Origin of the sequence: Alkalihalobacillus sp. NPDC127517, from assembly GCF_050276055.1 — a bacterium.
Lineage (GTDB): Bacteria > Bacillota > Bacilli > Bacillales > Bacillaceae_D > Alkalicoccobacillus.
This window is the reverse complement of record NZ_JBNNQX010000011.1, coordinates 1-25,444: the sequence shown is the minus strand read 5'-3', so window position 1 is coordinate 25,444 and position 25,444 is coordinate 1. Positions and strand designations below refer to the sequence as shown.

General features: G+C 40.6%; 22 protein-coding genes and 2 riboswitches. Of the genes, 18 read left to right on the top strand and 4 right to left on the bottom strand.

From position 1 onward, the window contains the following. Window positions 1–61: 61 nt before the first annotated feature. From ACQKKO_RS15395 to mtnK, 4 genes are all read right to left on the bottom strand, one after another. Window positions 62–1,807: a methyl-accepting chemotaxis protein gene (locus ACQKKO_RS15395; RefSeq protein ID WP_498648711.1), complete on the bottom strand. Its 1,746-nt coding sequence runs from the start codon at window positions 1,805–1,807 to the stop codon at window positions 62–64. Between the two features lie 134 nt (window positions 1,808–1,941). Then, on the bottom strand, window positions 1,942–3,063 hold the full coding sequence (locus ACQKKO_RS15390) for an NAD(P)/FAD-dependent oxidoreductase (protein WP_498648710.1): 1,122 nt from the start codon (window positions 3,061–3,063) through the stop codon (window positions 1,942–1,944). A 54-nt stretch (window positions 3,064–3,117) separates the two neighbouring features. After that, complete coding sequence (gene mtnA / locus ACQKKO_RS15385) at window positions 3,118–4,179, bottom strand: S-methyl-5-thioribose-1-phosphate isomerase (protein ID WP_498648709.1); 1,062 nt, start codon at window positions 4,177–4,179, stop codon at window positions 3,118–3,120. Between the two features lie 12 nt (window positions 4,180–4,191). Then, complete coding sequence (mtnK, locus tag ACQKKO_RS15380) at window positions 4,192–5,403, bottom strand: S-methyl-5-thioribose kinase (RefSeq protein ID WP_498648707.1); 1,212 nt, start codon at window positions 5,401–5,403, stop codon at window positions 4,192–4,194. Window positions 5,404–5,483: 80 nt separating this feature from the next. After that, window positions 5,484–5,628: riboswitch (SAM riboswitch) on the bottom strand. 187 nt (window positions 5,629–5,815) lie between these two features. Beyond that, window positions 5,816–5,924, top strand: a riboswitch (SAM riboswitch). 77 nt (window positions 5,925–6,001) lie between these two features. Here mtnK and ACQKKO_RS15375 point away from each other — a divergent pair. From ACQKKO_RS15375 to ACQKKO_RS15290, 18 genes are all read left to right on the top strand, one after another. Next, window positions 6,002–7,225: a 2,3-diketo-5-methylthiopentyl-1-phosphate enolase gene (locus ACQKKO_RS15375; RefSeq protein WP_498648704.1), complete on the top strand. Its 1,224-nt coding sequence runs from the start codon at window positions 6,002–6,004 to the stop codon at window positions 7,223–7,225. A 2-nt stretch (window positions 7,226–7,227) separates the two neighbouring features. Next, on the top strand, window positions 7,228–7,911 hold the full coding sequence (locus ACQKKO_RS15370) for a 2-hydroxy-3-keto-5-methylthiopentenyl-1-phosphate phosphatase (protein WP_498648702.1): 684 nt from the start codon (window positions 7,228–7,230) through the stop codon (window positions 7,909–7,911). Further along, window positions 7,908–8,534 (top strand): methylthioribulose 1-phosphate dehydratase, encoded by a 627-nt coding sequence (locus tag ACQKKO_RS15365; protein WP_498648701.1) that lies wholly within the window; start codon window positions 7,908–7,910, stop codon window positions 8,532–8,534. Before ACQKKO_RS15370 ends, ACQKKO_RS15365 begins: the two co-directional genes overlap by 4 nt. An 11-nt stretch (window positions 8,535–8,545) precedes the next feature. After that, entirely contained in the window at window positions 8,546–9,088 is a 543-nt protein-coding gene (locus ACQKKO_RS15360) for an AraC family ligand binding domain-containing protein (protein ID WP_498648697.1), read from the top strand. Window positions 9,089–9,173: 85 nt separating this feature from the next. After that, a complete protein-coding gene (locus ACQKKO_RS15355; protein WP_498648695.1) occupies window positions 9,174–9,647 on the top strand; it encodes a DinB family protein in 474 nt (157 codons plus the stop codon). A gap of 209 nt (window positions 9,648–9,856) precedes the next feature. Next, on the top strand, window positions 9,857–10,807 hold the full coding sequence (locus tag ACQKKO_RS15350) for a phosphate ABC transporter substrate-binding protein (RefSeq protein WP_498648691.1): 951 nt from the start codon (window positions 9,857–9,859) through the stop codon (window positions 10,805–10,807). Between the two features lie 84 nt (window positions 10,808–10,891). Continuing rightward, complete coding sequence (gene pstC / locus ACQKKO_RS15345) at window positions 10,892–11,827, top strand: phosphate ABC transporter permease subunit PstC (protein ID WP_203090024.1); 936 nt, start codon at window positions 10,892–10,894, stop codon at window positions 11,825–11,827. Further along, window positions 11,827–12,714 (top strand): phosphate ABC transporter permease PstA, encoded by an 888-nt coding sequence (gene pstA / locus ACQKKO_RS15340; RefSeq protein ID WP_498648686.1) that lies wholly within the window; start codon window positions 11,827–11,829, stop codon window positions 12,712–12,714. Before pstC ends, pstA begins: the two co-directional genes overlap by 1 nt. 62 nt (window positions 12,715–12,776) lie before the next feature. Next, window positions 12,777–13,556: a phosphate ABC transporter ATP-binding protein PstB gene (gene pstB, locus ACQKKO_RS15335; protein WP_498649017.1), complete on the top strand. Its 780-nt coding sequence runs from the start codon at window positions 12,777–12,779 to the stop codon at window positions 13,554–13,556. Between the two features lie 19 nt (window positions 13,557–13,575). Next, on the top strand, window positions 13,576–14,358 hold the full coding sequence (gene pstB, locus ACQKKO_RS15330) for a phosphate ABC transporter ATP-binding protein PstB (RefSeq protein WP_498649014.1): 783 nt from the start codon (window positions 13,576–13,578) through the stop codon (window positions 14,356–14,358). 35 nt (window positions 14,359–14,393) lie between these two features. After that, window positions 14,394–15,044, top strand: a complete 651-nt coding sequence (gene phoU / locus ACQKKO_RS15325) for a phosphate signaling complex protein PhoU (RefSeq protein ID WP_498648685.1) — start codon at window positions 14,394–14,396, stop codon at window positions 15,042–15,044. Window positions 15,045–15,296: 252 nt separating this feature from the next. Beyond that, entirely contained in the window at window positions 15,297–15,668 is a 372-nt protein-coding gene (locus ACQKKO_RS15320; RefSeq protein WP_498648683.1) for a DUF1516 family protein, read from the top strand. A gap of 24 nt (window positions 15,669–15,692) precedes the next feature. Next, window positions 15,693–16,142 carry a GNAT family N-acetyltransferase gene (locus tag ACQKKO_RS15315; RefSeq protein ID WP_498648681.1) on the top strand — a complete coding sequence of 150 codons (450 nt, stop codon included), beginning with the start codon at window positions 15,693–15,695 and terminating at the stop codon, window positions 16,140–16,142. A gap of 4 nt (window positions 16,143–16,146) precedes the next feature. Beyond that, the gene (locus ACQKKO_RS15310) at window positions 16,147–19,008 is read left to right on the top strand and encodes a PD-(D/E)XK nuclease family protein (protein ID WP_498648679.1); all 2,862 of its coding nucleotides are present in this window, start codon (window positions 16,147–16,149) and stop codon (window positions 19,006–19,008) included. After that, a complete protein-coding gene (locus ACQKKO_RS15305) occupies window positions 19,005–22,304 on the top strand; it encodes a UvrD-helicase domain-containing protein (RefSeq protein WP_498648677.1) in 3,300 nt (1,099 codons plus the stop codon). Before ACQKKO_RS15310 ends, ACQKKO_RS15305 begins: the two co-directional genes overlap by 4 nt. Window positions 22,305–22,388: 84 nt before the next feature. Continuing rightward, window positions 22,389–24,389, top strand: coding sequence for a chemotaxis protein CheW (locus ACQKKO_RS15300; RefSeq protein ID WP_498649012.1), 2,001 nt, complete (start codon window positions 22,389–22,391; stop codon window positions 24,387–24,389). Between the two features lie 22 nt (window positions 24,390–24,411). Continuing rightward, complete coding sequence (locus tag ACQKKO_RS15295; protein ID WP_498648675.1) at window positions 24,412–24,852, top strand: chemotaxis protein CheW; 441 nt, start codon at window positions 24,412–24,414, stop codon at window positions 24,850–24,852. 17 nt (window positions 24,853–24,869) lie between these two features. Continuing rightward, complete coding sequence (locus ACQKKO_RS15290) at window positions 24,870–25,238, top strand: response regulator (protein ID WP_498648674.1); 369 nt, start codon at window positions 24,870–24,872, stop codon at window positions 25,236–25,238. Window positions 25,239–25,444 lie beyond the last annotated feature (206 nt).

Here is a 25,444-nt window from a genome sequence, read left to right as displayed (position 1 = left end):
CCATTGGCCTTTGTGTTTCTTCAAACGAGAGAGAGTACCCTCGACACAGATGTATTACTGTTTATTCATCATCACGATAATAAGATAAGTCCTCTTGTAGTTGTTGGTTTAATCCAGTTAGACTTTCAGCCGTTTTTGCTACATTTTGAATGGCATTTCCTTGTTCTTCTAAGGATGCTGACATCTCTTCAACAGAAGCGGCGGTTTCCTCTGATACACTTGAGGCATGTTCAATAGCTTCTTGAATCGTATCGGTAGAAGTTGTAACATGGGTTAATTCAGATTCTAGTTGTTTTATCGTCGTAGCGATAGTAGATATAGCTGTATCAATTTCTATAAATTCATTGGAAGTCTGTTTAACAGCCTTACTCAGCTCTGTTGAATACGTGCCTGTTTCACCCATTAATAATACGGTTTTCTCTGTTTCTTTCTCAATACTTTCGATCATTTGTGTAATCTCATTTGTGCGAATATTTGCTTGCTCTGCGAGTTTTCTTACTTCACTTGCAACAACGGCAAATCCACGACCTTGTTCTCCGGCACGAGCAGCTTCAATACTTGCATTTAAAGCTAGGAGGTTGGTTTGCTCTGCAATGCTAGTAATAACGGATGTAATACTTGAAATATCTTGTATTTTTAAATAGAGATTCGTAATTCCAACACTGATACGATCCGAAGCATCTAAAGAGGCTTGATTTGATCTTTCTAATGTTGAAATGATTTCTTTCCCTTTTGCTACTGCTTGACTTGAACGCTGGGTAGCATGGTTCATCGAATCTTTTTGCTCATTCATAGCAAGAACAGATTGATTTAAATCGCTTGTTTGATTTGTTGTTTGCTCTAAGTGTGTCGCTTGTTCTTGAGTACCTGAGCGAATTTCATCAATGGCTCGTACAATTTCTTCACTGCTAGCTGATGTTTCTTCAGAAATAGCAGAAAGGTCCGTTGCTTGATCAAGTACATTTGATCCTTTTTCCTGTAAGCTAGAAATTAAATTTCGTAGTTGCTTAGACATTGAATTAAATGCATGTCCTAATTGTCCAATTTCGTCAGGTCCGGTTGGCAATTCATTCACTCGAAGGTTGCCCTCGGAAATTTGATTTGCCACAGTAGCAACTTGTCCTAATGTACGGACTTTTTTGCGAATCACAAAGTACGTTAGGATAATAACGACCACGGATATTATACTGATTACCGAAATCATGAAGATGCCAAATGCATCTACCTCTTCATAAAATTCACTTGTAGTCGCTGTCATGCCAATGTGCCAATCCCATGGCTCAAAGTAAGTCATATAGGCAATTTTATCTATTAATTCTCCGTTTTCCTGTGTACGCTCATATTCTGTATAACGGTTTTCTGCTGCTTCTTTCGTCGCTGAAGCAACAAGCATTTCTTGAACGGTGGTATCGCTCGGTATGTCTCCAATTGTAGAAGTAGGATGAAGCTGCACTGTATAATCTTCTAAATAAGCGACCATGTAGCCATCAACCTTGTACGAAACGTTCGCTTGGCTGATATCATAGCCGGAATCTGTTTTCGGACCGGAGATTAGGACTCGTGCACGTTCCTGTGCTTCATCAAGTGTTAATGTACCCGCTTCCACATCTAACTGTAACGATTCTAGTAATAACAGGGCGGCATCAACAGAATGTTGAATGTCTAATTTGCCAGAACTCGTTAATTGCTCTTTGGCAAATAAATAACCCATTCCTGCTGTTAGTGCTGTAGAAACAATTAAAGAAGCTACAATAAACAGAGTAAGTTTAACTGAGATGCGCTGTAACAATCTTGTTTTCTTTTTCAAATGTAAATCCCTCCATACTCCATCTATCGTCAGAAAATCTGTCGTTCTGAATAGGTTCTAATATTATATTTTTAAAGTATGGAGAGGGAGGTTACAAAAAAATAAATCGCTTGGAAACCCAAACGATTTACACTTTATTTTATGGATAGAGCATTCTCTAAATCATAGCTTTCCAAATCAATTGTAGTTTCCTCATCTAAAGCTAATTTAGCCAACTCTGCTCCAATATATGGTCCCATTGTTAAACCAGATGCTCCTAAACCGTTTGCGACAAGTATAGATGGTAGACCTGGAACTCTCCCGATAACTGGAAGGAAATTCGGAGTAAACGGTCTAAATCCTACTTTAATGGTTTGGACGGTTGCATCTGCTAATCCAGGTGCATTGTGAAGAGCTTTTGTTAGTAATTCTGAGGCACCAGCGGCTGTCACGCGTTGATCAAAGCCAACATCGTCTTCATGTGTGGCACCTGCAACCACTCGTCCATTTGGAAAAGCTAAAAGGTATTGATCTCCTTGTGGCATCACAACGGGCCAATCACCTGTCCCTTTAGATTGCGTTTCAAGGTGAAGGATTTGCGCTTTTTGAGCCTTGACCTCAAAGTTGATTCCAAGTGGAGCTAACAATTCATCTGCCCAAGCGCCGGCCGTCACAATCAGTGTGTCAGGGTCATAAGCCATGTTATTCACTTGGACGGTGACTTGATCGTTATCGCGTTTTCTTAAGGTAGCATCTCCAGAAATATACGTTGCCCCGTGCCCGATAGCAGCTCGCACTAATGCATCTTTTAGCGCACCACCATCTACGCGTGCAGCTCCACTAACATGAACACCTTCAATACCATCTATTAAAGGTGGGAATAGAGCTTGAACCTCATTGGCTGTTAGTCGAGTAATGTTACCCATTTCCGGTGCATCAATCTTTCGTTTTTCAGCTCGTCTGATGAGATCATCAAGCTTTTTGGGTTCAGAATGTAAACTAATCGCTCCGACCTTTGCATATCCAGTATTCGTTTCACCATCTTGTTCTAGTGTATGAATCAAGTGAGGGTAGTAGGCGGCTCCTGCTTTTACTAATGAGTACCAGGCTTTATTTCGTCTCTGAGAGATCCATGGGCAAATAATTCCGGCGGCGGCCTGAGTGGCTTGCCCCGGTTCCTCACGGTCTATGATCGTCACATTTTCCCCAAGCCGTGCAAGGTGATAGGCAGTGGATGCACCAAGGATGCCTGCACCGATAATGACATGTTTTTTCATTTGGAACGTTCCTCATTTCTAATCAAAAATAAAAAAGGTGAGACTGGCTCACCCTTATTGTTCGTGTAATTCATGTAGTTGATCTGCCTTGAAAATCCCTTTCTCCGTTACGATTGCTGTAATTAAAGAATGATCGGTCACATCAAAAGCAGGATTGTACGTTTTCACATTAGCAGGTGCCATAGGTTCAGTATACCACTTTGACGTAATTTCTTCAGCCGAGCGTTCCTCTATGACAATGTTTTGACCCGTTTGGCATTCAAAATCAATCGTTGACGTAGGTGCACACACATAAAAAGGGATGCCGTAATGTTTTGCAAGGATAGCAACACCAGATGTCCCAATTTTGTTAGCTGTATCTCCGTTTGCAGCAACTCGGTCGCAGCCAACAAGAACCGCTTGAATCTTGCCCTCACTCATGACGATGGAGGCCATGTTATCACAGATGAGCGTCACATCAATATTTGCTTCTGACAGCTCCCAAGCGGTTAACCGAGCGCCTTGAAGCAGGGGACGTGTTTCATCGGCAAATACTTTAAATTCATAGCCTTTTTGCTGACCGAGATAGATCGGAGCAAGTGCTGTCCCGTACTTAGCTGTTGCGATTGTTCCGGCATTACAATGGGTTAAGATCCCGTACCCAGGTTCAAGAAGTGTAAGGGCATATTCACCAATGGCTTCACATACTTCCTCATCCTCAAGTTGAATTGCTTTTGCTTCTTCCAGTAAACCAGAAGTGATCGACTGCATTCCATCTGAATGACTAACTAATTGTTCAAATCGAGCTTCCATCCGGTCCAGGGCCCAAAACAAATTCACGGCAGTGGGACGGGAGGAGCCAAGATACATTTTATTATCAGAGAACGTACGTCTTACCTCATCCAGTGTTTTAGTAGAACTGTGTTTCACCGCTAGATACACCCCATAAGCTGCGGCAATCCCAATGGCAGGTGCACCCCGCACCTTAAGCTGAACAATAGCATCCCAAACGTCCTGAGGATTTTTTAGTTCCGCATATACCTTTTGACCTGGGAGGAGGGTTTGATCTAAAATCACCAATGACCCTTCATCCTCAGACAGATAAACGGATTGAATGACATCAACAAGTTGCTTCATTATTCTCTCTCCTTACACATATTCGCTAATGACGCGAGTGAAATCTTCTCCATGAAAGAAATCCTGTCTGTTTAAAATAAACACTTTTGCTGCCTTTAAGCAAGCAATCTCAGCAGATGCTCGTTTCGTTGGATCCGTTATACTTGTCAGATCTTCTACGGGTGCAAGCCCAATGACTCTGCGTGAAAGCTCAAGACCTACAACAGCTGCTGTGTCGGTGAGTAATTCCTCCAAATAGTATTCTAAGAACCCGGGATATTCAGCGACCCGTTCTGTGACTTGATCATAAAATGCATATGTGAATTTCTCTTTAAACTGGTCAACAAGTTCTCGTATCGTGGTAAGTAAATACGACGTATACGATTCACGTTCGATCGGATCTTCAATCGTTTCTTCACCATTGACATAAGCAAAGATTAAATTAGCGATGATATTACCGATGTCATAACCTGCTGGTCCGTAAAACGCAAATTCGGCATCAATCACTTTTGTTTGATGTTCCGTTACAAAGATTGATCCAGTGTGGAAATCTCCATGGATGAGAGACTGTGCCTTTGTTAGAAATTGAAACTTAAGCTTAGCGGTTTCTAGCGCTAATTGTTCGTCCCCCCAAAACTCTTCTTGGACATAAGGAAGCGTCTCGCTAAACACTTCATTTCGATGGCAGTCGTAAAATGGTTCTGTATACACTAAATCTTCTGTGATCTCACAAAGCTCAGGATTAATGAACGCTTTTACCTGTTCTTTCTTATCCTTATGATTAAGCACAAGATCAGACGTTAGAAGTAACGTTTGAACAAGAAATGTGGAAAGATGATCACTTAGCAACGGAAACGTTTGTTTATGTAAGAATGCTTTTCTGAGAATGGTGTAATTTGAGAGATCCTCCATAACAGTACAATTCATAATAGGGTCATAATGATAGACCTCTGGAACAAATTCAGGAACTAATTCTCCTTGTATTTTTAAAATATCATGTTCAATTCGATTACGATCAGGGGATACCTTAAACTCGTCAGAAATTCTGGCAACAGGGCCAGCTTGCTTAATAATAATGGATTGTGAGGTTTGTGGATCAACTAATCGGAAGACATAATTTAAGTTTCCGTCGCCAATTTCCTCGCATGTGATAGCAGAGCCTTCAGGAAATATCGACAACGTTTTGGCATATTCAATCGCTTCGGTCTCTGTCATTGTGAAATATCGTTCAGTAAAGGTTGTCACAGGAATTCCTCCATCTTTATAAAATAAAATCTAAAAAGCCTCTTTCATGAAAGAAAGAGGCTTGAACACTAGGATTCAACCTCTTATCTTTCAGACTCACTTGAGTCTGTTGGATGTAGCACCGTGCCTTAAAACCTTAAAGGTTTTCATTCTCACACATGAGAATGAGTAGGTCGGTTGCCGGGCTTCATAGGGCCAATTCCCTCAGCCAGCTCTCGATAAGAGTTACATATTCAATTATTAGGAGTTATCTTCATTTTCCCAATCAGAGTAATTGGTTTAAATATTACGAGGAAAGAATTCAGTTGTCAATAGATTCTGATAAAATGATTTTTGCTAATTGACAGAATAGATGGACGCTGTCATAATCCTTAGTATATTTATCAACATTATAAACTGAATATTGATTTTACTCTTATGAAGAGCTGGTGGAGGGAAGATCCCGATGATACCCGGCAACCTGTTTTGACTTATGTCCACTCAAGGTGCTAATTCTCACAAGATCACTTGGTAGATAAGAGGACAAGATAAAATGATTGCTACCGTCCTCTTTCTCATTTAAGAGGGCGGTTTTGTTTGTATGGAGAGGAGATTATTTATGAGCTTTATAACCGTTACGTATCGAGTATTTGATCAAAAACATGATTTACATAAAAAAGCAGAGTCCATTGCGCTTGGTTTAACCATTGGTTCATGGACCCATCTACCCGCACTTGAAAAACAGCAGCTGGAGCGTCATAAGGGCGAGGTGGTAGAGGTAGTCGAAGAAGAATCATCTGAACAAACCATAAGCTACTTTAAGAATACCCGCACCATTGGACGGATCAAAATCGCCTACCCGCTAGCGAATTTTTCGAGTGACCTTCCGGCGATCCTAGCAACTGTATTTGGAAAGTTATCGCTTGATGGAGAAATTAAATTAATTGATATGGAATTGCCTCCGGAGCTAGAGCAGTCATTTCCTGGCCCTTCATTTGGCATAGAAGGTATACGAGAACTTGTTAGTGTCTATGATCGCCCCCTCGTAATGAGTATTTTTAAAGGGATGATTGGTAAGGATACACAGGAATTTAGTCAGCAATTAACAGATCAACTTCTAGGTGGGGTTGACTTGGTTAAAGATGACGAGATTTTATTTGATAATTCTTTAACCCCTTTCAGTGAGAGAGTAGAGATAGGGAGCAGGATTATAAACCAAGTGTATGAAGAGACAGGAGAAAGAAAGCTCTATGCTGTGAATCTCACTGGACGAACATTTGAATTAAAAGAAAAGGCAAAACAAGCCGTGGACCAGGGAGCCACAGCTTTATTATTTAATGTGTTTGCTTATGGGTTGGATGTATTGCAGGCATTAGCGGAAGACCCTGAGATCCATGTTCCAATTATGGCGCATCCAGCGGTATCTGGGGCTCTAACTGCCTCACCATTTCACGGCATTTCAAACCGTGTGTTACTCGGTAAGCTGTTACGATTGGCCGGAGCAGATCTTGTGTTATTCCCGTCTCCTTATGGAAGTGTTGCCCTGGATAAAACAGAAACAGATGCCATTGCACATGCACTGACAGAAAAGCGTCAACTGAAAAAGGCATTCCCTGTTCCATCAGCAGGCATCCATCCAGGATTAACGCCTAAACTTATTCATGACTTTGGCCGTGATTGTGTAATTAATGCGGGTGGTGGAATCCACGGACATCCAGGTGGTGCAAGAGACGGAGCAAAAGCATTTAGAGATGCGATTAAAGGTGTAATGGACACATCTTTAACAGATGCGGCAAAGGAGTCACCAGAACTGAAGGCAGCACTTGATTTGTGGGGGAATTAGAAATGAAAGAGAGATTTGAAAAAACACCGATTATTTTTTGTGATTTTGACGGGACGATTACAACAAAAGATAACATCATCGCCATCATGCAGCATGTGAACCCGCCTGGCTGGGAAGCAATTAAAGATGACATTTTAGCTGAGCGAGTCTCGATTCGGTCAGGGGTTGGCCAGTTATTTCAATTAATCCCCTCAAGCTATAAGGAAGAGATCATTGATTTTGTGTTAAACAAAGCTGAAATTCGTGACGGGTTTCCAGCATTTCTTCAATACGTACGAGAAAATCACATTCCGTTAAAGGTTGTAAGTGGAGGAATTGATTTTTTTGTAGAGCCTATCCTTAAGCCTTATGGAATAACGCACAGCTTATACTGCAACGGAAGTCGTTTTGATCAACCAACCATTCACATTACGTGGCCACATCGTTGTGACTCGCTTTGTTCAAATGATTGTGGCTGCTGTAAACCAACGATTTTAAGACATTACCCAAGTGAAACCTACTACAAGATTGTGATTGGGGATTCAATTACTGATTTGCAGGCAGCAAAAGAAGCGGATGAAGTCTTTGCTTGCGGATCCTTTCTATTAGATAAGTGTCGCGAACTGTCTCTTAACCATTCAGCGTTTACAAGCTTTCACGAAATCATTCATCAATTTGAAGAGAGACGAGAGGAGGTTACAAAGTGAAGGGTACACAGCTTTCCTACGCAGCTCATTGGGAAGAACTAGCGGATATTAAGGATGAACTGGCTGCACGGGATTGGTTTCCAGGAACGAGTGGAAATCTTTCAGTGAAAGTGTCCCATTTTCCCCTGCAGTTTCTTGTAACAGCTAGTGGCAGAGACAAGCGAAAGCGAACAGGTGAGGATTTTTTGCTAGTTGATAAGACTAGTCAGCCTGTAGAAAATACACCATTAAAACCTTCGGCGGAAACCATTCTCCATCAACGTATCTATGAAAAAACAGATGCAGGATGTTCGCTCCACGTGCATACGATTGCCAATAATGTGATATCAGAGCTGTATGCAGATGAGGGAGAGATCACATTTGGGCAACAAGAACTGATCAAAGCTTTTAACCTCTGGGAAGAAGATGCAACGATAACGATTCCAATCGTACCAAATCATGCGGATCTTCCATTACTTGCAGAAGCTGTTGCAAATGAAATTAGGCCAGGAGTGGTTGGTGTTCTTATACGAAACCACGGCATTACAGTATGGGGTAAAAATGGATTTGAAGCCAAGAAGCATCTTGAAGCTTTTGAGTTTTTGTTTGAGTACCATTTAAGATTAAAACAAGTAATCAAATAGGAGGAAAAAACATGGCTATCATTCACATTCGTCAAACAGGGCAAACGATCAAAGAGGATTCTGAGGTACGCGCATTTTTGGAAAGCCAGGAAGTATTGTATGAATATTGGGATCCAGCAAAACTTCCAGAACGATTACAAAATGAATGTCACCTAACAGATAAAGATAAGGAAGAAGTACTCTCCATATTTGATGAAGACATTCGTTCTCTTGCAGAACGTCGCGGGTACAAAAAATGGGATGTGATTGCCTTAAATGAACAAACACCCGATTTAGATGTACTCTTAAAAAAGTTTGAGCAAGTGCATACACATACTGAAGATGAGGTGCGTGCGATTACTGCAGGTTCAGGTACATTTGTGATAAAAGGTGCCGAAACAGGGTATTTTGATGTTAATCTGTCACCTGGTGATGTCATTTCCGTTCCTGTTAACATTCCGCACTTCTTTACATTATCAGATGAACGCCAAGTTGTAGCTGTTCGGCTGTTTATTGATCCAGAGGGATGGGTTGCGCACGCATTTAATGATCCTGATTTTAAGAAAGCTCAATAAATAAAGGCCTTTTTCTTTTCTCTGCTCATCATTCTGGCTATACTAGACAAGTAAAGACTGGTTGAATGATAAGGAGAGATAAGAAATGTTTAGAACTAAAGCTGATTTTTTAGAAGAGTGGGCTCGTGAGAAACAATTAACACTTCAAGTACTAGAGTCACTTACAGACGAGAAATTAGACCAAGCAATTGTTGAAGGTCATAGCTCACTCGGGTGGTTAGGCTGGCATTTAACAACCACGATCCCATTTTTTGCTTCCATTGCAGGTGTGGAGAATGTAGGCAATCCTTCTTCTGCAGTACCAAATCAAGCGAAAACGATTGTTGATACGTATAATGAAGTCAGTCAAACACTTCTAGATCAAGTGGAAAACACATGGACAGATGAAAGCTTTACTGATATGGTTGATTTCTTTGGAGCACAAAGTCCTAAAGGTGCTGTTCTTCGAATGCTTGTAAGCCATCAAGGACATCATCGTGGTCAAATGACAGTGCTATTACGTCAAGCTGGGCTTAATGTACCTGGCGTATATGGTCCAACAATTGAGCAGCAATCATAAGAGCAACACCTCGGAAACAAATCCAAAACTGGATTTGTTTCTTTTTTATGTTGGCTATGTAAACGCTTATAAATGATTGCGCTTTCTTTCTCTTTACACAATCTTTACATTCAGATCATAACTCCTTAATAGAACAAGCTTATACTTCAGTTGAAAGAGAGGCTAACGCCTAGTAAACCATTTGGAGAGAAAATAGGGAGGTTGTTACATTGAAATTGAAAAAGCTTCTTTTATTCATGATGTTGTCTGCATTACTTGTGATTGCTGTTGCATGTGGAGGTAATGATGATAGCGAAGATACGGGAACAGATTCTACAGGTGGATCTGAAACAGAACCAGCTGAAGAAGAAGATGAAGCAGCTGGCGGAGATGCAGAAGGTCAATTAGTTTTATCTGGTTCAAGTGCAATTCAACCATTAATGGCTGCAGGTGCTGAAGAGTTTATGGCAGAAAATGCCGGTGCTGACATTCAAGTACAGGCTGGTGGATCCGGTCAAGGTCTTAGCCAAGTTGCTGATGGATCTGTAGATATTGGAAACTCTGATGTATTTGCTGAAGAAAAAGAAGAAATTCCTGCTGATGAATTAGTAGACCACCGTGTCGCTGTAGTAGGAATGGGACCTGCTGCTCATCCAGGAGTAGGCGTTGAAGATGTAACATCTGAACAACTTATCGACATTTTCACAGGTGAAGTAACAAACTGGTCTGAGCTTGGTGGAGAAGATGTTGAAATCACTCTAGTAAACCGTCCGGATTCTTCTGGTACTCGTGCTACATTTGTTAATTACGCTTTAGATGGTGCTGAGCCAGCTGAAGGTATTACAGAGGATTCTTCAAACACTGTTAAACAAATCATCTCTGAAACAGAAGGTGCAATTGGATACCTTGCATTCTCTTACTATAATGATGACACTGTTCTTCCATTAAAATTAGATGGCGTAGAGCAAACCGATGAAAATGTAACAACTGGTGAATATCCAGTTTGGGCTTATATGCACTCTTATACAAATGGTGAGCCTGAAGGTCTTGCTAAAACGTTCCTTGAATACATGATGGGCGATGATGTTCAACAAATGATCGTTCCTGAGCTTGGATACATCCCATCAACGGATATGCAAGTTGAGCGTGACGCCGAAGGAAACCAAACAGACGTACAATAAACAAGTTAAATAGGCTGAGAGAAGACCCCTATCAGGTGTTCTCCAGCCTTTATCTTCTATATCTATCGCAAGGGGGCCATTGTTATGGCGGCACAGCAACAAACTGTCCATGACCGTTTACTAAAGAAAAACAATCGTAACGCTGAAAAGATTGAGCGCAAAGGGAAAATCATTGTTTATGGTTGCGCGACAATTATTATTTTGGCGACTATATCTATTACACTCTTCCTGATGACTAAGGGGCTTCAGGCATTTGTGGTGAATGGAGTAAACCCAATCAGCTTTTTAACAGGCCTTGATTGGAACCCAACCCGAAGCGAAGCAAATGGTGGACCGGTTTATGGTGCACTCCCGTTTATTTTTGGATCATTTGCAGTAACCATTTTATCTGCTTTAGTAGCTGCTCCGCTTGGGGTTGGGGCTGCTATCTACATGATTGAAATTGCACCTTCTTGGGGCAAACGAATTTTACAACCTGTTATTGAACTACTTGTTGGGATTCCATCAGTGGTTTATGGATTCATTGGTTTAAGTGTGATTGTTCCGTTTGTTAGGCAATATGTAGGTGGACAAGGATTCGGTCTACTTGCAGGAACCATCGTTCTTTCTGTCATGATTTTACCGACTGTGACAAGTATTGCGACGGACGCACTACGGACATTGCCAAATGGATTAAGAGAATCTTCGCTCGCACTTGGTGCAACGCGCTGGCAAACAATCCGCAGAGTTCTGTTACCTGCAGCATGGCCAATGTTACTGACAGCAATTGTTTTAGGAATGGCGAGAGCATTTGGGGAAGCACTAGCTGTTCAGATGGTTATTGGGAATGCGCGTACGATTGCAGAATCACTAACAGATCCAACAGGTACACTTACTACAATTATCACGTTAAATATGGGGCACACAGTTCAAGGAAGTGTTGATAACAATGTCTTGTGGTCACTTGGCTTAATCCTACTTGTGATGTCGTACATCTTTATCATTATTATTCGATTCTTATCATCTAGGAGGTCATTTTAATGAATACAAAAATGACTGATAAGCTTGCAACAGGTGTATTTACAGCGATCGCAGGAATTATTATTGCCATCCTTGCTGGACTATTAGGCTATATCTTTTATAAAGGCTTTGGCGTCATTTCATTTGATTTCTTAACAAATCCACCGAGCTCATTTCGTGCGGGTGGGGGAATTGGACCACAGCTATTTAATTCATTTTATATCTTATTCTTAACGATGATTTTCACCGTTCCACTAGGAATTGGTGGAGGAATTTACATGGCTGAGTATGCAAAGCCAGGAAAAATTACAAACTTTATACGAACATGTATTGAGGTACTTGCATCGTTACCTTCCATCGTTGTTGGGATGTTTGGACTATTATTATTCGTTTCCATCACGGGATGGGGTTATACCATCATTGGTGGAGCGCTTGCTCTAACAGTATTCAACCTTCCTGTTATGGTTCGTGTATGTGAAGATGCGATTACTGGTGTACCACGTGACCAAAAGGAAGCGAGCTTTGCGTTAGGGATTACTCACTGGGATACAATTCGTACGGTCATTCTTCCTGCTGCATTCCCATCAATCCTAACTGGAGTCATCCTAGCATCGGGTCGTGTGTTCGGTGAAGCGGCTGCGTTATTATTCACAGCTGGACTAACAACACCACGTTTAGAATGGTTGAACTTTAATCCATTCAGTGAAACATCACCATTAAATATTTTTAGACCGGCCGAAACCTTGGCTGTTCATATTTGGAAAGTAAACACTCAAGGACTCGTACCAGACATTCGTGAAATTGCAGATGGAGCATCAGCGGTTCTTGTCATTGCAGTCCTACTGTTTAACCTATTTGCTAGATGGTTTGGTAAAAGACTTCATAAGAAATTAACGGCTTCAAAATAATAAGCTTTAAACTAATAAGGGGAGGCGTTCACATGTCCATTATAACGGCTGAAAGACAAGAGATGGCGAGTGGAGAAAGCGCTGTGGATACAAATCGAATTTTAACGGTAAAGGATTTAAATATTTATTACGGGGAAAATCATGCTGTTCAGCATCTAAACTTAGACATAGACAAACAAGCAGTTACAGCACTAATTGGACCTTCTGGATGTGGGAAATCAACGTTTTTGCGTAGTATTAATCGTATGAACGACTTAATTCCGATCTCGCATAATACAGGAGAAATTGAGTACCAAGGGTTAAATCTTCTTTCTAAAGAAGTGAATGTGGTAGCACTTCGTAAAGAAATTGGTATGGTGTTTCAACGTCCAAATCCATTTCCAAAGTCGATTCAAGAAAATCTAACGCATGGTTTGCGTTTTCATAACGTACCTCGGAAAGAATGGAAAGAACGAGTAGAGGATTCGTTGAAAAAGGCTGCATTATGGGATGAAGTCAAAGATCGTCTTAAAGAATCAGCTCTTTCATTATCAGGTGGACAGCAACAACGCCTATGCATTGCTCGTACACTAATGATGAAACCAAATGTATTACTTTTAGATGAACCGGCCTCAGCATTAGATCCTATTGCAACGGCCAAAATTGAAGAATTAATTCTTGAATTAAAGAAAGATTATACGATCGTGATTGTCACGCACAATATGCAGCAAGCATCTCGTATATCTGATAAAACAGCCTTCTTCTTTAATGGAAAGTTAATTGAGTACAACCGTACAGACAAATTATTCTCTAATCCAGACGAGAAGCAGACGGAAGATTATATCTCTGGACGATTTGGATAAGGGGGACTAAATCATGACAATGACAATGGAGAAACAAGCACAGGCATTACAAACGGTTTACAATGTCAAAGATTTTAATTTGTGGTACGGAACAAATCATGCATTAAAAAACGTTTCATTTGATATTAATGAATCAGACGTTACAGCGATTATTGGACCATCTGGGTGCGGGAAATCGACATTTATTAAAACATTAAACCTGATGATTAATATGAATCCGAGTGTAAAGATGTCAGGTGATATCGTATATAAAGGAGATAGTCTGCTGTCAGGTAAGCCAGATTTAGTGGATTTACGTAAAAAAGTAGGAATGGTTTTCCAAAAGCCAAACCCATTTCCTAAATCGATCTACGAAAATGTCGCCTACGGACCACGAGTTCACGGCATTAAGAAAAAACAAGTTCTTGATGAACTCGTTGAACAAAGCTTAAAGGATGCCTTTTTGTGGGACGAAGTTAAGGATCGTCTTCACACAAATGGTATGGGATTATCAGGTGGACAGCAGCAGCGTCTCTGTATCGCACGGGCACTTGCGACAAAACCATCTGTCATATTAATGGATGAACCAACCTCTGCTTTGGATCCAATTAGTACATCAAAAGTAGAAGAATTAATTGATGAACTTCGAAAAAACTACACGATTGTAATCGTGACACACAATATGCAGCAAGCGGCACGGATCTCGGATAAAACAGCCTTTTTCTATATGGGTGAGTTAATGGAAATTGGCGATACAAACAAGATCTTCACTAATCCGGATAACAAAAAAACAGAACAATACATTTCTGGACAGTTTGGATAATTTTACGCACGTACTATTGTTTAAGGAGGGGGATTATGCTGCGTAGTTCGTTCCATCAGCATTTAGAAAATGTCAAAGATCAAATTTCACATTTAGGTAAGGAAGTATTAAGTCAATTCGATCAGGCGATTCATGCATTTGAGCATTCAGACCTTGATGTAATAAAAAAGGTTATTTCATACGATGAACAAATTAATAAGTATGAGCTGCAAATCAACAATGAAGTGTTTCAGTTAATTGCACGTCAACAACCCGTTGCAACTGATTTGCGAAGTTTAATTGTCGCGATGAAAATTGCTGGAGACCTTGAACGAGTTGGCGATCTGACAGTAGATATGGCAAAAGTCTCAAAGCGTATTGAAGCAGAGAGTTACCTTGAGAAAAAGCATGAGCTTCTTACAATGGCATTAGATGCTCGAAAAATGTTAGAAGAATCGTTAATTTCATTCCAAACAAAGAATCTGATTGTAGCCCAAAAAATGGCTGCATTTGATGATAAAGTGGACGCGCAATTTGGACGGTTTATTAAAGGGCTCTTCCAGAACGAGACGAGTGAACACGGAGCTGAACAATTAACACAACTCGCTTTTATCGCCCGTTACATCGAACGTATTGCCGATTACGCAACCAACGTTGCAGAATGGGTAATCTACGAATCAAACGGTGAGCACTTCGATTTAAATTAAATAGGTATTTATAAAAGGCTGATATCTCTTTAATAGAGTCATCAGCCTTTTGTCTTTTCATGAATCAAGCGAGTATTCTCCAGGAGTGAAATAACGCTCTGTCCAATTTTGGATTGTAATAACGAATTCGTTCACCCCACTTTTTGCATTAGCTGATCATTCCTATAATATGATACACTTTTATCATAAACGTTTACCCAATGAATCGGCACAAAAGGTCATTGCTGATCAACCAACGAGCAGGAGGCCAACTTGGACGCGCAAACATTTTTAATCTATTACAAGGTTCACATTGGTAGCTGGGGATTGCTGCTGCTCTTATTTGGAGTTCTTTTTATTTTATATAAATGGAAGCTGCCATTTGCAAACCGCCTGCTACGTTTCATGATCTGGTTTTTATATATCGGACAGGTTACGTCAGGAATAGCGATTATTTATGCGTACCATTTTCCGATTCCATACGTCATTAAAGGAATTATGTCATTGATTTTAATTTATGCAATGGAAGTGATCTTACGAAAAACAAAGCGTAACCGAAGCGGTACATCTGCTTATTGGTTTGTATGGTTTATTGCGCTTGCCATTGTGCTATTACTCGGATTTAATGTTGGAATGAGTACATAAAGGATAAGAAAGAAGAGGGATAAAATGAACTGGAAAATTAAATTGTTTCAAGAGCTTTCAACTAGTGAGCTGTACACCATTCTTCAAGCAAGAGTGGATGTATTTGTCGTTGAGCAAAACTGTGCATATGAAGAAGTAGATGGAAATGATCAGGAGGCTATTCATGTAGCAGGATATGTCGATGACAAGCTTGCTGCTTATTGTAGACTCTTTTTACCTTCTGCTAAACGAGAGCGTGCTTCAATCGGTCGTGTGCTTGTCACAAAAGAGTTCCGTCGTTCTTCGTATGGAAAAGATCTGATGGCTCAGGCCATTCATACACTAGAGGTTGATTTCAAGCAAAACAGTATTCAAATTCAAGCTCAGTACTATTTAGATCGTTTTTATCGCTCATTTGGGTTTGAACCTATTTCAGAGGTCTATCTTTTAGATGAAATTGATCATGTGGATATGGTACGTAAGAAAGGAGAGTAGCTACATGTCACAACAAATGGTTTATGGAACAAGCCTATCTGCAATAGGAAGTGAGCAAAGAGTCAAACAGTATGCCAACCAAATGAAAGAAAATCACTCAACGGTTTTATATTTAATGCCATCAAGTACTTGGTTAAATAAAGCCCGGTCTACCCATTATCCTTTATCATTTGGCACGTTTGACGATTTGGCTAGCTCAATACTTGATGTTCATAACATGGCGTTTCTTTCTTTAACAGAACAAGAAAGAACGCTTTTTTTTCAACGGATTTTAGAGTCGAATCGCAAGGAAGATGCCCGTTCACCAAGAGAAAAGGCGCGTGCGTATGCTGACACTTATGGTCAGATCAAAAGGCTTGGTCTATCCATTGATGCGGTAAAAGAATCATTTGCTGCATGCATGCCTACGTTTTCAACCTATGAAGCGATGCTAGAAGACCACAAAATGATTGATCCGGAACAAAAACTTTTATTGGCAGCTCGCTTACTTCTTTCAGAAAAGGACATGCCTTTTCAAGTCGTTGTAGAAGGATTTTATGATTTTTCTCCATTACAATTCAAACTACTTGAAGGATTATTTCATGCAAATGTCCCTGTTTCTATTTATCTGCCTAATTTTAAAAAGCTGGATATGGTTGAGGAGACGTTAGCTGACTTACAGTCCATTGGTTATGATATCGACTCGTTTAAAGTAGAGCCAACACCGAAAGTCACTTCAACCGTTTCGGTCGTAAAGGCAACGAGTTCAAAGGAACAATGGACTGGACTAACTCAACAAATTCAACAGCATGCTGATCAAGCCGGTGTCGTTGTTCGCATGGAAGAACGCGACCAGTGGATAAGAGAAGCGCAGGAACAACGTCTACCCATTACACAACCAACCTTGATTCAGCTTGAACAAACACCTAGCTTCAAGCTGGTCAAATATCTGTTGATGCCACCTCAAGATCGGACCGAACATATTGCCCTTTTTACAGACATTCTATCCTTTTATCAAATTAAGGGAATTAGGTTTGTAAAAGCTCTCTATAACGTAAGACGCACTGGGAAAACAGAAATTGATCAAGTGGACCATCTACATGAACAGATCCACCAACGAAGCTGGAAGGCGAAAGAAACCTTTACAGCCTATTTGCAGACACTGCTTCAAGAATTAGAGGCATTGACACTTACTGACTGGATCGAAAAACAGGTAATAGAAGAAACAAACGTGGAAACTCTTTCTCATTTACAGTGTGAAAAACAAGCGATTCGAATAGTACTGGAAACATTGGAATGGAAACTAAAAGAGTATCAGCAGTATCAACTAGAGAATCTGATCGTTTCGTTTGATTTTTTTCAATCATGGATCAATGAAACATTTAGGATCAAAGATCTTCTAGTGCAAGCAGGCCTTAGAACGGGAGTTGAATCCTTTACCTGGCAGCATCTTGCTCACTTTGAAGGCGAAACGTTGTATGTCCCTTCTATGGGTGCGGATCACTTTCCAGGTCGACCACAGCTCGCAGGATACATTCAAGATATCGACCTATATACATTGAACATTCCATATGGTAAACCGACTCAAGCTCATTTTCGAAAAAAGCAAGAAGCATACTTTGAACAGCTTTTTTATGTTGCGAAGGAAATTGTTTTTAGTTATGTAGAAGGTGTGGATCCTCATTCTCCACTTTTACCATCCTCTTTTGTGGAAAGCTTTGAAGTCACAGATACGTGGTCGTTTGAAAAACGAATGACCAAGAAGGTAGTGAATCATCAAGAAGAACAGAAGGAAATTCAAGCGTACTGGAAAGGTAGACAATATGAATTAGAGGATCTGCCAGCCGATCTCACTGAGACTAATGAGTTCATTCAACGATTAGAATCAGGGCTCGAGCCAATCTCTATGGAAGCTACGGACCGTTTATCTAAGCACTCAACGGTTGGAATTACCGCATTAGAGAGTTATGCGCGATGTCCCATTCGATATTCCTTTGAACGACTACTCAGTGTAAACGAACCAAAGACAAAAACAGTTGGTGTATCCCACATTCAAATTGGTGAGCTTGTTCATTCAATCATTGAATGGTTGTATAACGAACTGGATGTGATTGGTATGCCATTCTCTGCACTTGGTGAAGAGACAAAAGAAATGGTTCCAAATCTTTTGCAACAAAAGCTAGAGGAAGAGTGGGAAGAAGTTGAACGAGAAAGTCCACATGTGTCAAAGTTGGAGTTAAATCTCTTAAAACAACAATGGTTAGTGAGGTTGCTTAACTGGTGGAAGGCGGAACGGAAACATTTCTGGGATAACACGAAGCTTGCAAATATGCGAATAACGTCTCTTGAAAAGCGATTACAGCTAGACATGTCAGTAGGGAATCATGAGACGATTCGATTAAAAGGAAAAATCGATCGAGTCGATCAGCTAGATCAAGAGTTTATTATCTATGATTATAAAACGGGTCATGCAAATCTTAAGATGGAAGAAGAAGTAAGAACGGGACTTAAACTACAGCTTCCTCTTTACAGTTACAGTTTAAGAGAGCAGCTTGAGCGACAATCAACAGAGCCATATGAAGCCATCGGGGCATCCTATATAAGCTTACGTTCACCTGCGAAACGAGCGAATAATGGAATTTGGAAGGAAAGTGAAGTTGGAAAGGAATCTAGATTTAATGTGAGTGCACTTTGTAAAAACAAAGAAGAGGAGCTAGGTACACCAGCATTCCTTGATAAGTACGAACTCGAACAGAAGGTCCAAACTCTATGGCACGGGATGACGCATGAATTCCCGGTTAAGCCACTTGACTGCAGAGACAGCTGTCCGTACGGGCCAATTTGTCGAGTGACAGATGAACAAAAGGAGGCCCTAGTAGAAGAATGAGTATGACATTTAATGACCAGCAAACAGAAGCAATCTTTTCAACTGAACCATTGCTCGTTATCGCAGCGGGAGCAGGCTCTGGGAAAACGCGTGTGTTAACAGAGCGGATCATGCATTTATGTGATGTGAGTCTCCGTGATCCAGATTCCCCACTTGGTACCGAAATAGATCAGATTGCAGCTATCACCTTTACAGAAAAAGCAGCAAGGGAAATGAAGCAGAGGATTCGAGCAAGCTTAGAGGAGAAGGCGAGGGAATCTACTCAGCCTGTTGAGGAAGATTATTGGTACCGGCAAAAGATTAAGCTTGAAGGAGCAACCATTTCAACCTTTCATAGCTTCTGCCAGAGGTTATTAAAGCAGTATGCCTATCAGGCTGGATTGCCTGCTTCTTTTCAGGTGCTAGACGAGGTTTCTGCGAGTCTATTAAAGCAAGAAATCCTAGAGGAATTGTTTGAGACGGCCGAATTTTTTCGGGGAGCAGAGTCTCTTATTCATTTGTTAAGTAAAGATCAATTAAGTGCATACCTTCTAGCGGTCTACGATCAAGTAAGAGAGCTTGTACCGGGTGAAAACGTCATTCAAACGTTTGACAGCTCTGACATGTGGGATAAGCAAATGGCCGCAATGCACAAGGATTGGGAAGAACAGTTAAGAGAGTTCGATCAAAAAGGAAAACAAACCATTCAGTCCTTTCCGTCATCCGGACTTTCGCCTGCTACTCAAACACATGTTGATCGATTAATTTCATTTTTTGAACAGCCTTTTAATGATCATCTGGAACAATATTTTGAAGAGTTAACCGCCTGTATGCCATCACGTGTTAATAAGAAATGGCAGGATGATCTGCCAAGTTTGTTTGAATTGTTTGAGTTCGCCTGGAAGCCTTTAAAGAAACGAGGACAACCAACAATCAATGAATTCTCGCAGGATTCCAAAACAATTCTCACACAGTTTATCCGGTTGCTCCAACAATTTGATGAGATGTACAAAAAGCAAAAGCAATTTCAAGGAGCCTTAGATTTTACAGACTTACAGCAAAAAACATTAACATTACTTGAGGATGTGTCGGTGCAAGAAGCAACTAGACGTGAATATGCCCACATCATGGTTGATGAATTTCAAGATACCAATGCCCTGCAGTTAGAAGTATTAAATCGAATTAAACCTAGATACCGGTTTATTGTTGGAGATACAAAGCAATCTATCTATCAATTCAGAGGGGCAGACGTTTCTATTATGAATCAACTAGAATCAGATGCCGAGCTACATCAGGAAAGCCGTCGAATTCTAATGAACCGCAATTATCGTACGGTAGAGCCGATTGTTGAGGCAGTGAATACCATTTTTCAAAAGGCAATGACTGATTCACAGACGTATGATTATCAAACCCTCTATCAACCGTTGCAAGCACATCGTGAATACATGAGTAATGGGGAAGAAGCGGTGGAAATCGTTTCGAGTGAACATGAGGAATACGACATACTGACCAATCGAATTCTTAAAATGCAACAGGAACAAAACCACATTATTCAACGAGAAGATCACTGGTGTCCTCCGATGTGGCGGGACATGGCTATATTAATTCCAACTAGAACGCATTTAAAGACGCTTGAGAAGTCACTTAAAAAGAAACAAATCCCTTACGAAATTCAAAGTGGGATTGGATTCTACGAAAGACGTGAAGTTGTTGATTTCATGATGCTACTTAGATGGATGAATGAACCGTTTGAAGATTTTTACCTACTGGCACTCCTCAGAAGTCCATTATTTGGTTTAACAATTGATGATTTCTTATCAATTAAAGAATCATGCCAAGAGGGACAAACCATGGGTGAATACCTCTGTTTTGATGAACGTTTAGATCAGACACATCAGTCAAACGAGAGACTTGTTCGCTCAGTAAACAAGCTAAGACGATGGATGGAAAATTGGATTCCATTTAATCTTGGTTCTACAACTGACGAGTTTTATCAGCTATTTGTAAAAAGTGGGTTAAAGAATTCTCTTCTGCTCCAGACGGGCGGTCCTCAGCGAGTCAAAAACGTGGAAAAGCTAATAGACGTTTTAATCGGTGAGAAGGAAACAAATCTGCCTTCCTTGATTGAAGCTATGGAACGAAGAATTCAGTTAAGTGGAAAAGAAGGTGATTCCCAAATCGAGCGTGCAGAAGGAAACGCGGTTACGATCATGACTGTACACGGTTCAAAAGGTCTTGAATTTCCCATTGTATTCCTACCTCAGCTGCATCAAAAGCCTCAAGGGGATAAAGGAAAGATTCGATTTCATTCTGAGCTAGGGTTTGTGATGAATCTTGAAGCCGAAGATGCGACACTTGCCACTCCGGCATATCAACTTGTTAAGCAAGAAGGAGATCGTAAAGCTGTAGAAGAGGCAAAGCGTTTGTTTTATGTGGCTGTGACCCGGGCGAAGGATAAGCTAGTCCTGATCAATCCTAATGCAAAGGCCAACCCTGCATCATGGCTTGAGATGATTGAGCAAGTAGAGGACGACACCTGGTATACGGAGGATGTCATCAGAGAGTATGCGGCATGGTCAGAAGAGGCAAGCTGGACATTCACAACACCGAAAGTAAAAGAAAGTGCAAAGGATCCTCTCGTTCCACTTTCAGTAAGTGAAGTGATGAGTTATTACCATGATCCTGCTCAATATATAGAGACGTATGTAAAGAAAATCAATTCAAATCAGTTACCCCACGTCCAATCAACACAACAACCTGGAATTGCTGCAAATCGGCTAGGAACTTATGTTCACCGGGCAAGTGAATTAGTTGATCTAGGATGGACTGTGCAAGAGGCAGTGGACCTTACCTTAGAAGAAACACGCGGACAGGCAATCTATCGAACGGATATGCTCTCATTAGTTCATGCGTATTCAAAGGCTAACATAGGTGACATGCTTAATCTTGAATGGAGTTTCTCAGTTGAACTAGAAGGAGCCGTTATAACTGGAATCATTGATCGGGTTGCTATGATGAACGGTGCGCTATGCTTGTTTGATTTAAAAACAAATGTGATCCAGAAATCAGGAGCTGAACTAATTGAATTCTATCGTGTTCAATTGATGATGTATAAGTGGGCGTTTGAACAAGTAACTGGACAAGCTGTTGAAGGGCTTTATCTTATAGTACTTCGTGACCAGGAGCAGCCAATTCATGAAGTGATTCCAACTGAAGAAGAAGAGAAAAACCTTCGTTCGGTCATTCGACAACTTGTAAATTTAAAAACGGCATCAACAACTACTGAAAGCTATCTTCAAACGGACCGATATAAGTAAGAGAGGTCATAGGATTGTTTTTTCATCTTACCTTTTTACCAAGATGAAAAGCAGAATGAAGAGAATGAGGTGGACGTAGTTTTGATGAACTCAGAATACTTGGCTGTGTTCCTTGATGAGAGTCAGGAACACCTGCAGGCAGTGAATGATCATCTATTAAAGCTTGAGAAACAACCTGAAGATGAATCAATTGTCGGAGAGATTTTCCGCTCAGCCCATACGTTAAAAGGCATGTCGGCAACAATGGGCTATGAAGATTTAGCTCACTTAACCCATAACATGGAAAACGTATTGGATTTAATTCGGAATAAGAAGAAACAGGCGACAACAGAGATTATTGACATTATGTTTCAATCTGTTGATTCCCTTGAGAATATGGTAAATGACATTGCAAGTGGTGGGGATGGAAAGTTAGATGTTACATCGCTTGTCGCAGAGCTTGAAGCCATTGAAAAAGGGTCAAGCCAGGCTGTTAAAGAAGCAGCAGCGACAACAGAACAAGTGGACCTACTTGAAGTGTATGATGAATACGAGCGAACTGTACTTGAAGAATCTCTAGAGCAAGGGTACTCTGTTTATCAAATTAAAGTAGAGCTTGATGAGAAGGCGATGTTAAAGGCTGCTCGTGTATTTATGGTGTTTGATGTTCTGAACCAGTTGGGTGATGTCATTAAATCCTCACCAGCCACAGAGCTTTTAGAGGAAGAACAGTTTGAACGTGAATTTGTAGTCACGATTGTTTCAAAAGATTCAGGTGAAGTGATTAAGAATAAGATTCTTGGAATCTCTGAAATCTCAGATGTTGTTGTTCAATCAATGACAAGCTTTGTACATGCCACTCAGGCAGAGGATCAGACATTACAACCGGTACAAGAAAAACCAAGCAAAGGCAAACAGGAGCCTGAGAAAGAAAAAGAAACTCAAAAGGCACCAGAGAGCAACAAAACGATTCGAGTAAACATCGATCGTCTGGATGTACTTATGAACTTGTTTGAAGAACTTGTTATTGATCGCGGGAGACTTGAGCAAATCTCAGGAGAATTAGTGAACGCAGAGCTTACTGAAACGGTAGAAAGAATGACTCGTACAACAGGCAATCTGCAAGAAATCATTTTAACCATGAGAATGATGCCGGTTGAAACGGTCTTTAATCGTTTCCCGCGAATGATTCGTAATCTATCAAAGGATCTTGGAAAACAAGTCCACCTTGAGATTGTTGGAGCAGAAACGGAGCTTGACCGCACAATTATTGATGAAATTGGTGATCCACTTGTGCATTTGCTACGTAATTCCATTGATCACGGAATTGAAACACCAGAAGAACGTATGGCTGTTGGGAAGCCGGCTCAAGGTACCGTTCTTTTAAAGGCCTATCACAGCGGAAACCATGTCTTCATTGAAATTAAAGATGACGGTGCTGGGATTAGTCGTGAGAAGGTTTTAGATAAAGCCTTAAAAAATCAAATTATTACAGAAGAGGATGCGGGTTCATTAACCGATTCTCAAGTATTTGGTTTACTCTTTGAGCCAGGTTTTAGTACAGCGGAGCAAATAACGGATATTTCGGGACGTGGTGTTGGTCTTGACGTCGTACGAAACACCTTTGAATCATTAGGTGGAGTTGTAACGGTTCAATCTGAGCTGGATAAAGGATCAACCTTCCTAATTCAATTACCACTTACGTTATCCATTATTGATGTTATGCTCGTTGAAACAGGTGGAGAGACATACGCGATTCCACTTACATCGATTGTTGAAACAGCGATCGTCAACAAAGATGAATTGTTTAGTGCGCATGGACAAAAGGTCATTGATTTTAGAGGGAAAGTGGTCCCACTTGTTTTCTTAAGAGATGTCTTTAATACGCCAGTCATTGAACTTGACGAAGACTTTTACTCCTTGGTTATTATACAAAAAGGCGAACAGATTGCTGGTTTAGTGGTAGATTCCCTAATTGGACAGCATGATATTGTCTTAAAATCGCTCGGTAATTACTTAACAAATGTGTTTGCCATTTCAGGAGCCACGATACTTGGTGATGGTGAAGTGGCCCTTATTGTAGATCCGAATGCGTTAATCAAATAAAAAGAGGGAGGAGAGACGGCTAATGAGTGTTGAAATCGTTGAAGAACAAATGAAGGTCATTATTTTTCAAATGCATACAGAAGAGTACGCAATTAAGGTAAGTGAGATCCAATCCATTGAACGGATGCAGTCATTTACACGAATCCCGGGTACGGCTCCTTTTATAAAAGGAGTTATGAATCTTCGTGGTGTGATTACACCTATCATTGATTTAAGACAAAAACTCGGTCTAGAAGAAAAAGAAGCTGATGAAACAACAAGAATCCTTATTACATCTAATGAAGAGCTTATTCTCGGTTTAATTGTTGATGGTGCAAATGATGTGTTAGACATACCAGTACATAAAATTGAGCCAACACCTGAGGTCGTTGGAGGCGTGGAAGCTCATTACTTAGATGGTGTCGTGAAGCTCGGAAGTCGCTTGTTCAGCTTAGTTAATTTAGAAAAGGTTATGCAGGATTAAAAAAATGAGGTGAACAGATGGCTACGATCTTAATCGTGGACGATGCAGCTTTTATGCGGATGATGATTAAAGACATCCTTGTAAATGCTGGGTTGCAAGTAATTGGTGAAGCAGAAAACGGATTACAAGCAGTTGAAAAATATCAAGCGCTCAAACCAGACCTCGTTACGATGGATATTACGATGCCAGAGCTTGATGGTATACAGGCATTAAAGCAGATTAGAGAGCTTGATCCAGATGCGAACGTTATTATGTGTTCAGCAATGGGGCAGCAAGCACTTGTGCTTGAGGCAATCCAATCAGGAGCCAAAGACTTTATTGTTAAACCGTTCCAAAAAGAACGCGTGGTGGAGACAATTCATCAAATAACAGATTCATTAAAGTAATGGACGATTTTTCTCGAAATGCAGTATACCAATAAGAAAGAGCTAAAAGTTAAGGCTAGGACATAACTAAAAATCAACTAAAAAATGGCGAATGATTCAATCATTGAATCGTTCGCCATTCGTGTGTGCGCCCAGCATGGGTGATAACTTGGTGGTGAAAGTCCACTACAGGCTTGGCAGTAGGAACTGTTAGCTGACGGCAAGGG

Excerpts from the sequence above, each read along its gene's own strand:
- ACQKKO_RS15300 (WP_498649012.1), top strand. The coding sequence starts at position 22,389 with ATGAACTCAGAATACTTGGCTGTGTTCCTTGATGAGAGTCAGGAACAC.
- ACQKKO_RS15290 (WP_498648674.1), top strand. The coding sequence starts at position 24,870 with ATGGCTACGATCTTAATCGTGGACGATGCAGCTTTTATGCGGATGATG.
- ACQKKO_RS15315 (WP_498648681.1), top strand. The coding sequence starts at position 15,693 with ATGAACTGGAAAATTAAATTGTTTCAAGAGCTTTCAACTAGTGAGCTG.
- pstA (WP_498648686.1), top strand. The coding sequence starts at position 11,827 with ATGAATACAAAAATGACTGATAAGCTTGCAACAGGTGTATTTACAGCG.
- ACQKKO_RS15390 (WP_498648710.1), bottom strand. The coding sequence starts at position 3,063 with ATGAAAAAACATGTCATTATCGGTGCAGGCATCCTTGGTGCATCCACT.
- pstB (WP_498649017.1), top strand. The coding sequence starts at position 12,777 with ATGGCGAGTGGAGAAAGCGCTGTGGATACAAATCGAATTTTAACGGTA.
- ACQKKO_RS15355 (WP_498648695.1), top strand. The coding sequence starts at position 9,174 with ATGTTTAGAACTAAAGCTGATTTTTTAGAAGAGTGGGCTCGTGAGAAA.
- pstC (WP_203090024.1), top strand. The coding sequence starts at position 10,892 with ATGGCGGCACAGCAACAAACTGTCCATGACCGTTTACTAAAGAAAAAC.
- ACQKKO_RS15295 (WP_498648675.1), top strand. The coding sequence starts at position 24,412 with ATGAGTGTTGAAATCGTTGAAGAACAAATGAAGGTCATTATTTTTCAA.
- ACQKKO_RS15310 (WP_498648679.1), top strand. The coding sequence starts at position 16,147 with ATGTCACAACAAATGGTTTATGGAACAAGCCTATCTGCAATAGGAAGT.
- phoU (WP_498648685.1), top strand. The coding sequence starts at position 14,394 with ATGCTGCGTAGTTCGTTCCATCAGCATTTAGAAAATGTCAAAGATCAA.
- ACQKKO_RS15360 (WP_498648697.1), top strand. The coding sequence starts at position 8,546 with ATGGCTATCATTCACATTCGTCAAACAGGGCAAACGATCAAAGAGGAT.
- ACQKKO_RS15375 (WP_498648704.1), top strand. The coding sequence starts at position 6,002 with ATGAGCTTTATAACCGTTACGTATCGAGTATTTGATCAAAAACATGAT.
- ACQKKO_RS15370 (WP_498648702.1), top strand. The coding sequence starts at position 7,228 with ATGAAAGAGAGATTTGAAAAAACACCGATTATTTTTTGTGATTTTGAC.
- ACQKKO_RS15305 (WP_498648677.1), top strand. The coding sequence starts at position 19,005 with ATGAGTATGACATTTAATGACCAGCAAACAGAAGCAATCTTTTCAACT.
- pstB (WP_498649014.1), top strand. The coding sequence starts at position 13,576 with ATGACAATGGAGAAACAAGCACAGGCATTACAAACGGTTTACAATGTC.
- mtnA (WP_498648709.1), bottom strand. The coding sequence starts at position 4,179 with ATGAAGCAACTTGTTGATGTCATTCAATCCGTTTATCTGTCTGAGGAT.